At 41.4% G+C, this 12694-nt stretch carries 12 protein-coding genes; 3 read left to right on the top strand and 9 right to left on the bottom strand.

Annotated features, from left to right (window positions below):
- Positions 1-61: 61 nt before the first annotated feature.
- Together recN and ACRWQN_RS07050 are read left to right on the top strand one after the other, a co-directional pair.
- On the top strand, positions 62-1720 hold the full coding sequence (gene recN / locus ACRWQN_RS07055; RefSeq protein ID WP_434940299.1) for a DNA repair protein RecN: 1659 nt from the start codon (positions 62-64) through the stop codon (positions 1718-1720).
- A gap of 97 nt (positions 1721-1817) precedes the next feature.
- Positions 1818-2987, top strand: coding sequence for a hypothetical protein (locus ACRWQN_RS07050; protein WP_434940298.1), 1170 nt, complete (start codon positions 1818-1820; stop codon positions 2985-2987).
- Positions 2988-2994: 7 nt separating this feature from the next.
- Here the strand turns inward: ACRWQN_RS07050 and ACRWQN_RS07045 are convergent, their stop codons facing one another.
- The 9 genes from ACRWQN_RS07045 to glyA form a co-directional block, all read right to left on the bottom strand.
- The gene (locus ACRWQN_RS07045) at positions 2995-3489 is read right to left on the bottom strand and encodes a phosphatidylglycerophosphatase A family protein (RefSeq protein ID WP_434940297.1); all 495 of its coding nucleotides are present in this window, start codon (positions 3487-3489) and stop codon (positions 2995-2997) included.
- A complete protein-coding gene (gene thiL, locus ACRWQN_RS07040; RefSeq protein WP_434940296.1) occupies positions 3489-4445 on the bottom strand; it encodes a thiamine-phosphate kinase in 957 nt (318 codons plus the stop codon). The genes ACRWQN_RS07045 and thiL overlap by 1 nt, the downstream gene beginning before the upstream one ends.
- A gap of 87 nt (positions 4446-4532) precedes the next feature.
- Positions 4533-4937, bottom strand: a complete 405-nt coding sequence (gene nusB, locus ACRWQN_RS07035; protein WP_226410668.1) for a transcription antitermination factor NusB — start codon at positions 4935-4937, stop codon at positions 4533-4535.
- A gap of 11 nt (positions 4938-4948) precedes the next feature.
- Positions 4949-5428 carry a 6,7-dimethyl-8-ribityllumazine synthase gene (gene ribH, locus ACRWQN_RS07030; RefSeq protein ID WP_226410669.1) on the bottom strand — a complete coding sequence of 160 codons (480 nt, stop codon included), beginning with the start codon at positions 5426-5428 and terminating at the stop codon, positions 4949-4951.
- 122 nt (positions 5429-5550) lie between these two features.
- A complete protein-coding gene (ribBA, locus tag ACRWQN_RS07025) occupies positions 5551-6654 on the bottom strand; it encodes a bifunctional 3,4-dihydroxy-2-butanone-4-phosphate synthase/GTP cyclohydrolase II (protein ID WP_434940295.1) in 1104 nt (367 codons plus the stop codon).
- A 145-nt stretch (positions 6655-6799) separates the two neighbouring features.
- Positions 6800-7456, bottom strand: a complete 657-nt coding sequence (locus ACRWQN_RS07020; protein ID WP_434940294.1) for a riboflavin synthase — start codon at positions 7454-7456, stop codon at positions 6800-6802.
- 57 nt (positions 7457-7513) lie between these two features.
- Positions 7514-8650 (bottom strand): bifunctional diaminohydroxyphosphoribosylaminopyrimidine deaminase/5-amino-6-(5-phosphoribosylamino)uracil reductase RibD, encoded by a 1137-nt coding sequence (gene ribD, locus ACRWQN_RS07015; protein ID WP_434940293.1) that lies wholly within the window; start codon positions 8648-8650, stop codon positions 7514-7516.
- A gap of 28 nt (positions 8651-8678) precedes the next feature.
- Entirely contained in the window at positions 8679-9128 is a 450-nt protein-coding gene (gene nrdR / locus ACRWQN_RS07010) for a transcriptional regulator NrdR (protein ID WP_188840605.1), read from the bottom strand.
- A gap of 128 nt (positions 9129-9256) precedes the next feature.
- Entirely contained in the window at positions 9257-10510 is a 1254-nt protein-coding gene (gene glyA, locus ACRWQN_RS07005; protein WP_226410673.1) for a serine hydroxymethyltransferase, read from the bottom strand.
- A 432-nt stretch (positions 10511-10942) separates the two neighbouring features.
- Between glyA and ettA the strand changes: the two genes are divergently transcribed.
- Positions 10943-12610, top strand: coding sequence for an energy-dependent translational throttle protein EttA (gene ettA, locus ACRWQN_RS07000; protein ID WP_226410674.1), 1668 nt, complete (start codon positions 10943-10945; stop codon positions 12608-12610).
- Positions 12611-12694 lie beyond the last annotated feature (84 nt).

Raw genomic sequence — 12694 nt, 5'->3', positions numbered from 1 at the left:
AAATCAGTATATACTGTTTATCAATACAGTGGTTTGATAGTTTCATTGACAGGAATTCATTATGCTTTGCCAACTCAGCATCAACAATTTTGCTATTGTACGTTTTTTAGAATTAGATTTTAAAGCCGGTATGACCACCATAACGGGTGAGACAGGTGCAGGTAAATCTATTGCTATTGATGCGCTTGGTTTATGTTTAGGTAACCGCAGTGATGCCAATACGGTGAGACCTGGAGCTAATAAAACCGAAGTCAGTGCCCGCTTCACATTGCATGATGTGCCGCAAGCTAAGCGCTGGTTAGAAGATAATGACCTAGATAATGAAGATGACTGCATTTTACGCCGCACCATTAACAGTGATGGTCGCTCACGAGCTTATATCAATGGCAACCCAGTACCTATTGCCCAACTTAAAAGCATAGGCCAATTACTCATTGGTATTCATGGTCAGCATGCTCACCACGCAATGCTAAAAAGTGAGCATCAACTTACCCTACTAGACAGCTACGCCAACCATAAGCTGTTAATTGACACTGTACATGCCAGCTATCAACGTAATAAGCAGATCGAAAATGAGCTTAAAATGCTCGAACATGCGCAACATGAGCGTATATCCCGCAAACAGTTACTCCAATATCAAGTTGAAGAACTAGATGAATTTAATTTAGCTGACGGTGAATTTGTTGAAATAGAACAAGAACATAAACGCCTTGCTAATGGTACTGAACTGATTGAAACCTGTCAGGCCAGTTTAGATCTACTGACCGAAGGTGAAGAATTCAACATAGAATCACTGCTAAATAAAGTGATCCATTTAGCAGATAATTTACAAAGCGTGGATGAAAAGTTAGCCCCTGTAGCCAGTATGCTTAATGAAGCATTAATTCAGATACAAGAAAGCACAGTTGAAATTGAAGACTATCTTAGCCGTTTAGAATTAGACCCTGAACACTTTACCTATTTAGAGAAGCGTTTAACCACTGCAATGCAACTTTCACGCAAGCATCATGTGAGTGCTGAAGACTTATCAACTCATCATGCACAGCTAAAAGCTGAGCTGGTTGGGTTGTCTGATGATGAAACTAAATTAGATGAGATTAAACAGGCGTTAGCTTTCAGCCGTGAGGCCTATTTAACCCATGCCCAAAAGCTCAGTCAAAGCCGGGCTCGCTATGCTAAAGAGTTAGATAAATTAGTCACTCGTTCAATCCATGAATTAAACATGCCAAAAGGCCAATTTAATATTGCGGTAAACTTTAACCCTGAAATGAGTAACAGTTTGGGTTGTGACCAAGTGGAGTTTTTAGTTAGCACCAATCCAGGACAGCCATTACAACCGATTGCTAAAGTGGCCTCTGGGGGCGAGCTATCGCGCATAGGCTTAGGTATACAAGTTATTACCGCTAAAAAAGTCTCTACCCCAACATTAATATTTGACGAGGTCGATGTGGGTATTTCAGGACCTACTGCAGCAGTGGTTGGCCGAATGTTAAGAAGTTTAGGGGATTCAACACAAGTCTTTTGTGTTACCCATTTACCGCAAGTGGCTGGTAATGGTCATCAACATATGTTTGTCAACAAGTTCAACAAAGGTGGGCAAACTGAAACGACAATGCAAAATTTAGATAAAGAGCAGCGCATAAACGAATTAGCCCGTTTATTAGGTGGCGATATTATCACTGAAAACACCCTAGCGAATGCCAGAGAACTGTTGCAATAAAGAGTTAAATACCACTAATATGGGCTTTCCCTAAATTCACTATAATGATCAACGAAATAGGGCCTGAATTAAAAGTATAATAAAATCAAGGGTAAGAATGCTTAAGTCAATACTTAAAATAGCCGTCTATAGTGTAGCTTCAATCATATTTTTGCTGGCTCTTATCTTTGCTGTTTTAGTTTATATTAATATTGAAGACCGCTACTTGTCGGTGAATACTCAACAATTGGAAAAGTGGGCTCTACTTGAAACGGTTAATGAAAGTCAGAACGCTTTTGTATTAGCGCAGCAGATAGTAGGTACACAGCAAGCCCCTTTAATCCTTCCTTTGTCAGATGTGCAGCACTTATTGCTGCAACAATATCAACAAACCTGCCATAAAGAATTAATTGAAAATTGTCATAATTTTATAGCGGGTAACTTAGTAGACATTAAGTTTATGCTGACAAGTCATGTTGATTTAATTAATCAATATCAACAGATTATTACGTTGCCTTTGTGGCATGAAAGTCTAGATAACTCAGCAGATAGACCACAAATTAATTTCACTCACTTATCTAATATTCAGATGCTTGCTGAGCTAAATGCATTATTGAGTTCACGCACTGGCAGCCCTAGTTTTATTAATGACTTTATTGATGCTGATTATCGATTTTGGAACACTATTTTTCATTCATCAAGCGACCTTGCAACCTTCTCTTTAGCGGGCAGTAAAATGCAAAAAAACCTAGCCTGGGGAGTGAAAATACTTGCTGCAGAAGCACCTCTTAATGGCACTTACCCTGCAGCATGGAAACTTAGCAGTAAACTGTCAGAGGAAAGTATTCAAAGAGTATTTGCAGCAGAATATCTATTTGTAAAAGCTGTGATGATTGAAATGCTGAGTAATACCTACCCTTTATCTGATATTAACTATTATCAACAATGGCTTATTAGCCTTTTTTTCAAGTTAAATGATAGCCTTAACATGAATGCCGAAAGGATCATGAATCAATACCAACAAGTCATCAAAAATCAATTAAGTGAAGCTATGGTGAGAGATTCAATGGCTGAATTAAAAGCAAAGGATGAGCAGAACGAGCAGAGTTTTGCGTATTGTGGCTATGACTCAACGATAGAAAAAATTTGGGCGATGAAATATAACCCAATAGGTAAAGTGATCAGCTGTTTAAACACGGATATGGTTAAATACTTTGAGCAATCGGAGAAAATAACACAATTACAAAAACAATCAATACAACTTAGAAAAGAGAGCAAAAAACGTTAAAGTTGTATTATCCGAAAAAATAAGCACATGCCTGCAAACACATAAATGCAAAAACACCTGCTAAAACATCATCAATCATAATGCCAAAGCCACCATGTACTTTGGCATCTAACCACCTGATTGGCCAGGGTTTGAGGATGTCAAAGAACCGGAAAAAACCAAAACCGACTAATAACCATATCCATCCTGCTGGAGCTGCAATTAACGTGATAAGTAAACCTGCCACTTCATCCCACACAATAGCTCCATGATCATGCACTTGCATATCACTTGCTGCCTTATCGCAAATATAAAAACCCACCAGCACGATTAATAGCGTCAAAGCTAAATATATTGGCAGACTTAAGTGACTCATTAATAGATATAAAGGTATGGCTGCAATAGTGCCGAAGGTGCCAGGGGCTTTAGCCGCTAAGCCGCTGCCAAAACCCAGAGCAAGGAAGTGAATAGGATTAGATAGACGTAAACGTTTCACCGCCGGGTCTTGAGAGAATAACTTCATTAAAAATGCTCGAAACCTTTAAACTCTGGCATGAAGGGCTGGCCGTCTAAAGTGAATTTGACTTTATCACCAGAACAAATCTGACCAACGTTAACAAACTTCACCCCCGAATGAATTAAGGCGGTATCTATTGCGCCACGCTGTGACTCGGGTACGGTGAATAATAGCTCATAATCTTCCCCCCCAGTTAGAGCATAGGCTAGAGCTTGTTCAGCTGTCACGCTGTTTTTTAGTGAGCTAGACAATGGAATTGCATTAGCATTAATAGTCGCACCTACATTAGATGCTTTAAGAATATGGGACAGATCTGAGACTAAACCGTCAGATAAATCAATCGCACTAGATGCAAGACCACGTAACGCTTGTCCTGCTAGCACCCTTGGGGTGGGATAATAATGTCGGTTCAGTAAATATTCTTTATACTCTGGCTTAACCGCTTGCACTCCCTGCAGCATATCGAGTCCAAGGGCTGAATCCCCTAAAGTTCCGGTCACATATATCCAGTCACCGACTTTTGCACCGCTGCGCTTTAACGATTTACCTTTAGGAATTTGCCCATTAATGGTCAGGTTTATACAGCGGGGTCCTCGAGTGGTATCGCCCCCCACTAAAGCGACACTATAGTAGTCTGCGATTTCAAATAATCCATTACTAAAATCAGCAAGCCATTGGGTATCGACCTCAGGTAAAGATAGCGCTAATGTCATCCAGGCAGGTTCAGCTCCCATGGCAGCTAAATCAGACAAATTCACTGCCAGTGATTTATAGCCAAGAGCATGTGCTGGCATATCAGCAAAAAAATGCACGCCTTCAACTAAGGTATCGCATGAAATAGCAATCACCTTACCTTCGGCGGGCTGTACCAAAGCACAATCATCGCCAATGCCTAAGATGACATCACGGCGCTTTTGTCCACGGTTTTTAAAAAATTGTTCAATAAGTTGGAATTCTTTCACGCTAGCACTGGTCGGAAAAACCCGCCCACCTTATTTTTAAGCATGTTAATACAAAAAAAACGGTATCCGAAGATACCGTTTCTAGGATTACTTATTTCTAACGATTTTATCTAACAAACCGTTGACGAACTTGTGACTATCATCAGCTCCAAAAGCTTTAGCAAGTTCGATACCTTCATTGATGGCAACCTTAAAAGGGACATCTTTTTTGAAGGTCAGCTCAAATGTTGCTAAACGTACTATGGCTTTTTCAACCGGTGATACTTCACTAAAATCACGGTCTAAGTGTGGTTTTAGTAATTCATCTATCTGAGCGACTTTAGCTGTAACGCCCGCTAAAAGCTCACGAAAATAAGCAACATCAACACCGTCTAAACTTTGTTCGGTTAAAAACTCATGTTCAACATCAGCAACATTGTTGTCTGTTAGCTGCCATGAATAAATAGCTTGAACGGCTAAACGGCGTGCCTTGCGGCGCTCTGAAGGCTTCATTAAATTTCCTACTATACCAACTGTTTTTCTAACTCTTGAAGCACGTTAACCATTTCAAGCAAGCTTAATGCAGCTTCGCCGCCTTTATTGCCCGCTTTTGTACCTGAGCGCTCAATGGCTTGCTCAATGGTATCAGTTGTTAACACACCAAAAGAAACGGGGATGTCGTACTCTAATGCTACTTGAGCAAGTCCCTTATTACATTCACCGGCAACCATATCAAAATGAGGTGTTCCACCGCGGATCACAGCACCAAGTGAGATAATGCCATCAAACTTTCCACTTGCAGCAACTCGACGAGCAGCTAGTGGTAATTCTACGGCGCCAGGTACGCGCACAACAGTAATGTTTTCATCTGGAACCTGGCCAAAACGTTTTAAAGTATCTAGTGCGCCACTAAGCAGACTTTCAACAACAAAGCTATTGAAACGCGATACTACGATCGCCACTTTTGCATTTTTCGCTTCGATATTACCTTGAACTATGTTCATTTTTATCTTACCTAATTTAGCTAAAGCACCCAGCCTGGGCGAAAGAGGCGGTATGATAACACAGCCGACCACTCTGAGCGCAATGCAATTATTGAAAATTTTAAATTGAATTTATTAACAATTTATTCCGAAATATATTCAGTTACTTCCAAGCCAAAACCCGACAAAGAATGATACTGCTTAGGCGAACTCAACAAGCGCATACTGGTGACACCAAGGCTTGATAAAATTTGTGACCCGACTCCAACGCGACGTGACGTACCTTGCCACGGAGCTGGGGCCATTGCTTGACCATTATCCTCAGCTTCAAATGACTTCACTTTAGCAAGCATGCTGCTGGTGTGTTCTTGATTTCCAAGTAACACTAATACACCACCTTGATGGGCGATTCGCGCCATCGCTTTTTCAAGCGGCCAGCTGCGTTTTTGATCGCGTTCTGAATGCAATAAATCATTGAAAGTATTTTGTAAATGGACGCGTACCAGTGTGTTATCACCCACATTCCCTTTGATCAAAGCATAATGGAGTTGGTTATCGATAGTGTCTCTAAATGTCACCATGTCGAACTCGCCAAAACGAGTGGGTAATTTACATTTTGCTTCACGTACAACGGTGGTTTCTTTGTTATTACGATACTCAATTAAATCGGCAATTGTGCCAATTTTAATACCGTGCTTCTCACTAAATACTTCTAAATCAGGACAGCGAGCCATAGTGCCGTCGTCATTCAAAATTTCAACAATAACACCTGACGGCTCAAAACCGGCAAGACGGGCTAAATCACAACCCGCTTCAGTATGACCTGCGCGGATCAATACGCCACCATCCTGTGCCATCAAAGGAAATATATGCCCTGGTTGAACTAAATCTGATGCTTTGGCGTTTTTGGCCACAGCAGCTTTTACAGTTACCGCTCTGTCGTGGGCAGAAATCCCTGTGGTAACACCTTCAGCCGCTTCAATAGATACGGTAAAATTAGTTGAGAATTGAGCGTTATTGTTGGTCACCATTAAAGGCAAATTTAGCTGCTGACAGCGTGCTTTTGTCATTGTTTGACAAATTAAGCCACGGCCGAAAGTGGCCATAAAATTGATGGCTTCAGGCGTGACACAATCGGCTGCCATGATCAGATCGCCTTCATTTTCACGGTCTTCGTCATCCATTAAGATAACCATTTTACCGAGACGAATGTCTTCGATGATTTCTTCTATACTGTGTAAAGCCATGTAGGGACCTTTATTTGTTATTTAGGGTGATTATTTATGCTCAGCTCAAAATATTCAAAGCAAAACATGAGTCAAAATACTGTTCTATAAAGCGTAGAATAGGTTCTTGTAAAGCTCAAAACACTTACCGATAAAATTCAACGGACTATTTCATATAGCCAGCATTGGCTAACATAGACAGAGTGACACCTGATTTAGGTTGCTGCTCATCCTGCGGCTGTATTAATCGTTCAAGATATCGGGCAATTAAGTCCACTTCAATATTTACGTTAGCGCCTGCTTTTAACTCGGTTAAGGTCGTTTCGCTTGCCGTGTGCGGCACAATAGTAAGTCTAAATTGATGACCTTTAACCTCATTTACGGTCAAGCTCACACCATCTATGGTAATTGAACCTTTGTGGGCAATGTATTTAGCTAAATCAGCAGGAGCTGACAACCAAAACTCAATCGCTTGTCCGCGATACTGACGCCCATCAACTTTAGCGATACCGTCAACATGGCCGCTGACCATATGACCACCTAAACGTGTTGTTGCTGTCACTGCCTTTTCTAAGTTAACTTTCTGGCCAACCTGGTAATGTGCAAATCCTGTTAAAGTAACCGTTTCAGCAGAGACATCGGCAACATAGCCATCAGCTAAACATTGTACTACGGTCAAACAGACGCCGTTTGTGGCAATGCTGTCGCCTAATTTTACATCGGATAAATCGAGTTTACCGCTAGCCACAGTTAACCGAATATCGTTACCTTTGCGCTCAATTTTGCGCAAGGTGCCTAGGGCTTCAATAATGCCTGTAAACATAGAGAGTCACTTTTCCTATTTCTGCCCAACAGAATTGAACATTAATGATGAGATATTTTAGCTTAAACCAAATACAAATCGTGTGTCTTGGCCGACATTTCGTTGATCTTTTAATACTATTTTAGGTATTTGATCCATTGATTGATAATCAGTTAAGGTCAGCATGTTGCGGCCTTCACTGCCTAATAACTTAGGCGCTTGGTATAAAACCAGTTCATCGACCAGATTATGCTCAATAAAACTGCCAGAAAGTGTCGCACCCGCCTCAACCATCACTGAGTTACAACTTTCGCCCAAATATTTCAACAAGATATTAAGACACACACGCCCTGCACTATTTGCTTTTACCTGCAGCAAACTAACATGGTTAGGAAAAAGTGCTTGTACAGCATCAGAGTAGCCACAGGTTGAAACTAATAGAATCGGTGTTTCAATACTGAATAGCATAAAATCTGCGGTTAATCGGGCTTGGGAATCTAACACGACTCTTAATGGCTGCTGTAGAGATGTGGGTGAAAGCGAACTTTTCAAGCTGCCAAGTTCTTCATAACGCACATTTAAGCTAGGATCATCTGCAATAATAGTTTCAACGCCCGTGATTAACGCGCAATGGCGGGCGCGCATTCGTTGCACATCTTGTCTTGCTGCGGGACCGGTAATCCATTTAGAAACACCATTAGACAAGGCTGTTTTGCCATCTAAACTGGCGGCAACTTTCACCGTAACCCAAGGCAAACCGGTTTTCATCCGCTTCATAAACCCTAGGTTTAACGTCAGAGCTTCAGCTGCTAATAAACCAATCTCAACTTGAATACCTGCATCTTGCAACATGGCAATACCGTTATCGGCTACTTGAGGGTTAGCGTCTTTCACTGCAATAACGACTCTAGCAACCTGGGCATTAATTAACCCTAAGGCGCAGGGCGGAGTACGTCCATAATGACTACAAGGCTCTAAAGTCACATAGGCTGTAGCGCCAACGGTAGAATGTCCTTGTTTAGCGGCATCAGCCAATGCATTGACCTCAGCATGTCCTTGACCCGCAACTTGATGATAACCTTCACCAATAATAATTGAGTCTTGGACAAGTACGCAGCCAACAGATGGATTGGGGCGCGTAGTATAAAGACCTTTTCGCGCCAGCTGGATCGCACGACCCATCATTTGGGTATCAAATACACTAAAGCTAGTCATAAAAAGTTACTCAAGTCCTAGGGGAAGTTTATTTTTGCAATTTAGCAATCGCTTCGCCAAATTGTGACACATCTTCAAAAGCGCGATAAACAGAGGCAAATCGAATATAAGCGACTTTATCTAGGCTCATTAATTGATCCATCATTAAATTACCTATCATCTCAGAATCAATTTCACGCTCACCTGTCGCGCGTAATGTGGACTTGATTTTAGTAATAGCTTGCTCGATTTCATCCATAGATACTGGACGTTTTTCAACCGCGCGTAACATACCACCACGGAGTTTTTCTTCATCAAAAGGTTGGCGGCTGCCATCACGTTTTATCACCCTAGGCATGACTAACTCAGCACCCTCAAAGGTGGTAAAACGCTCATGGCATTCAGTGCATTCGCGGCGACGGCGAACTTGGTGGCCATCAGCCACTAATCGAGAGTCGATAACTTTAGTGTCTGTCGCGCTACAAAAAGGACAATGCATTGAACCTCCACAAAATAAAATGGCCACTAAAATTAGTGGCCATTAAAGTTTATCCTATTTACTCATCAAGGTTAAGCTAACCTTTAAGGCTAGCATTACTGATGAAAGGATATTCCGTGCAGCAGGAATTATCCGTAAACAGGGAACTTAGCACATAAGGCCAACACTTGACCTTTTACGCTATCAATCACAGTTTGGTTTTGTGCGTCATCTAAAATGTCACAAATCCAACCCGTTAATTGCTTCGCTTCAGCTTCTTTAAAGCCACGGCGAGTAATAGCTGGGGTACCAATACGAACACCTGAAGTGACAAATGGTGAACGTGGATCATCAGGTACTGAGTTTTTATTAACAGTGATATTGGCACTACCTAACGCTGCATCAGCTTCTTTACCGGTTAAATCGCGACCGATTAAATCAACAAGCATTAAGTGGTTTTCAGTACCGCCAGAAACAATTTTGTATCCGCGCGCTAAAAATACTTCAACCATTGCTTTAGCATTTTTAACAACTTGTTGTTGGTAAACTTTAAACTCAGGCTCTAGTGCTTCTTTAAACGCAACCGCTTTACCAGCAATAACATGCATTAATGGGCCGCCTTGGCCACCAGGAAACACTGCAGAGTTTAATTTTTTGTATAAGTCTTCATCATTAGCTGCAGAAATAATGATACCGCCACGTGGGCCAGCTAATGTTTTATGCGTTGTAGAAGTAACAACATGTGCATGAGGTACTGGAGTTGGATAAACACCTGCAGCAATAAGGCCCGCAACGTGCGCCATATCCACAAAAAAGTATGCGCCAATTTTATCCGCTATTTCACGCATTCTGGCCCAGTCAACAATACCAGAATAAGCAGAGAAGCCACCAATCATCATCTTGGGTTTATGCTCTACCGCTAAACGTTCCATTTCGTCATAATCGATTTTGCCCGATTCATCAATACCATAAGGAATGATGTTATATAATTTACCGGAAAAGTTAACTGGTGAACCGTGGGTTAAATGACCGCCGTGAGCTAAATTCATACCAAGTACAGTGTCGCCAGGCTTCAACAACGCCATAAATACTGCACTGTTTGCTTGTGATCCTGAATGCGGTTGTACGTTGGCGTAAGTTGCACCAAATAACTCTTTAGCACGTTCAATGGCTAAGGTTTCAACAACATCAACATACTCGCAACCACCGTAGTAACGCTTACCTGGATAGCCTTCAGCATATTTATTGGTTAACTGTGAACCTTGAGCTTCCATAACACGTGGACTGGTATAGTTTTCAGATGCTATTAACTCTATGTGCTCTTCTTGGCGACAAGTTTCATCTTCAATGGCTTTAAATAGTTCTGGATCGTAATCCGCTATATTCATCGCTTTCTTAAGCATGGTAACTCCAACGGTAGGTTTTATATTAGTAGGGTTGCGCGGTATTCTACTCTGCAAATGCAAACAATCCCAGCCTTTACAGCATGAATTTAGTTACTAAACAACAATAGAAAATCTCATGCGAAATTGAAAATTACCTTAATTTACAATCGGTAACTTTTTCCACCTCGGCAATTTAAACATTTTTTTAAGCTGCAAAATGCGTAAAACAGTCACCAAAAACACTGTTCTATTTTTACGACTCTAAATGCTTATATTTAGCAGGTAAACATAACTGTAAGTTCAGCTTGCTGTTTAGACTAAATTCTAGCAAATCCGAGTTAGCACGTCACAAGATATAAAAATCGACTTATAACAATCAAAATCAGATTTAAGTTCGATTAAGATTCCATTAGAATCATCCTATTCTGTGTTAATCAATGTTGGAACCTCATGGCTCAATTTGTATATAGCATGCTAAGAGTGGGCAAAATTGTCCCACCTAAAAAGCAGATTTTAAAAGACATCTCTTTAAGTTTTTTCCCTGGCGCGAAAATCGGCGTATTAGGTTTAAACGGTTCAGGTAAATCAACACTGCTGCGCATTATGGCTGGTCTTGATACTGAGATTGAGGGCGAAGCTCGGCCTATGCCTGGCCTTAAAATTGGTTACTTACCACAGGAACCGAAATTAAACTTAAACCAAACCGTACGTGAAGCGGTTGAAGAAGCGGTAAGCGAAGCTAAAAACGCGCTGACTCGTTTAGATGAAGTTTATGCTTTATATGCTGAGCCTGATGCAGACTTTGATGCATTAGCAAAAGAGCAAGGCGAATTAGAAGCTATTATTCAAGCCCAGGATGCACATAATCTTGACAATGTATTAGAGCGCGCTGCCAATGCATTACGTCTGCCTGATTGGGATGAGAAAATTGAAGTATTATCGGGTGGTGAGCGTCGTCGAGTTGCTATTTGTCGTTTGTTACTTGAAAAACCTGAAATGCTGCTACTTGACGAACCAACCAACCATTTAGATGCTGAATCGGTTGCTTGGCTTGAACACTTTTTACAAGAATATACCGGCACCGTAGTGGCGATTACCCATGACCGTTACTTCCTAGATAACGCTGCGGGTTGGATTTTAGAGCTTGACCGCGGAGAAGGTATTCCATGGGAAGGTAACTATTCTTCTTGGTTGGAACAGAAAAATGATCGTCTTAAGCTAGAGTCAGCCACAGAAAGTGCGCGTCAAAAGACTATCGCCAAAGAGTTAGAATGGGTACGTCAAGGCGCTAAAGGCCGTCAATCCAAAGGCAAAGCACGTATGGCGCGCTTTGAAGAGTTAAACACTAACGATTACCAAAAACGTAATGAAACCAATGAACTATTCATTCCACCTGGACCACGCTTAGGCGATAAAGTCATTGAGATTACCAACTTAACTAAATCCTATGGCGATCGGGTATTAATTGATGATTTAACCTTCACTGTGCCTAAAGGCGCAATTGTCGGTATTATTGGTGCTAACGGCGCGGGTAAGTCAACATTGTTTAAAATGATATCTGGTACAGAACAACCTGATAGCGGCACTATCTCTGTGGGTGAATCGGTGCAAATAGCCTCAGTAGATCAGTTCCGTGATTCAATGAATGATAAAAATACCGTTTGGCAAGAGATCTCCGGCGGTCAGGATATTATGAAAGTCGGTAATATGGAGATACCAAGCCGAGCTTATGTTGGTCGTTTTAACTTCCGCGGTGGAGACCAGCAAAAAATTATCGGCACTTTATCAGGGGGTGAGCGCAACCGTGTGCACCTATCTAAATTGCTTCAAGCTGGTGGTAACGTATTACTACTCGATGAGCCTACCAATGACTTAGATGTGGAAACCTTGCGCGCATTAGAAGAAGCGTTATTAGAGTTTCCAGGTTGCGCCATGGTCATTTCACATGACCGTTGGTTCTTAGATCGCATAGCAACCCACATTCTAGATTACCGTGATGAAGGTAAAGTGAACTTCTATGAAGGTAACTATACTGAATATTCTACTTGGCTGAAAAGCACTTATGGTGCTGATATTGTTGAGCCGCATCGCTTAAAATACAAGCGAATGACAAAATAAAACAACGTTACTAACAACAGGGGCTGCGGCCCCTGTTTTATTATTGTTTAATAATTGTGAGATGAAACACAACGCATTACGTCA

This window comes from Shewanella sp. HL-SH8 (genome assembly GCF_051165765.1).
Classification (GTDB): domain Bacteria; phylum Pseudomonadota; class Gammaproteobacteria; order Enterobacterales; family Shewanellaceae; genus Shewanella; species Shewanella glacialimarina.
This window is presented reverse-complemented; position numbering and strand designations above follow the sequence as displayed.

Bases quoted from the DNA above. Each gene is read 5' to 3' on its own strand.
- glyA (WP_226410673.1), bottom strand. From the start codon at position 10,510: ATGCTTAAGAAAGCGATGAATATAGCGGATTACGATCCAGAACTATTT.
- ribD (WP_434940293.1), bottom strand. From the start codon at position 8,650: ATGACTAGCTTTAGTGTATTTGATACCCAAATGATGGGTCGTGCGATC.
- ACRWQN_RS07050 (WP_434940298.1), top strand. From the start codon at position 1,818: ATGCTTAAGTCAATACTTAAAATAGCCGTCTATAGTGTAGCTTCAATC.
- ribBA (WP_434940295.1), bottom strand. From the start codon at position 6,654: ATGGCTTTACACAGTATAGAAGAAATCATCGAAGACATTCGTCTCGGT.
- nusB (WP_226410668.1), bottom strand. From the start codon at position 4,937: ATGAAGCCTTCAGAGCGCCGCAAGGCACGCCGTTTAGCCGTTCAAGCT.
- ettA (WP_226410674.1), top strand. From the start codon at position 10,943: ATGGCTCAATTTGTATATAGCATGCTAAGAGTGGGCAAAATTGTCCCA.
- ACRWQN_RS07020 (WP_434940294.1), bottom strand. From the start codon at position 7,456: ATGTTTACAGGCATTATTGAAGCCCTAGGCACCTTGCGCAAAATTGAG.
- ACRWQN_RS07045 (WP_434940297.1), bottom strand. From the start codon at position 3,489: ATGAAGTTATTCTCTCAAGACCCGGCGGTGAAACGTTTACGTCTATCT.
- recN (WP_434940299.1), top strand. From the start codon at position 62: ATGCTTTGCCAACTCAGCATCAACAATTTTGCTATTGTACGTTTTTTA.
- ribH (WP_226410669.1), bottom strand. From the start codon at position 5,428: ATGAACATAGTTCAAGGTAATATCGAAGCGAAAAATGCAAAAGTGGCG.
- nrdR (WP_188840605.1), bottom strand. From the start codon at position 9,128: ATGCATTGTCCTTTTTGTAGCGCGACAGACACTAAAGTTATCGACTCT.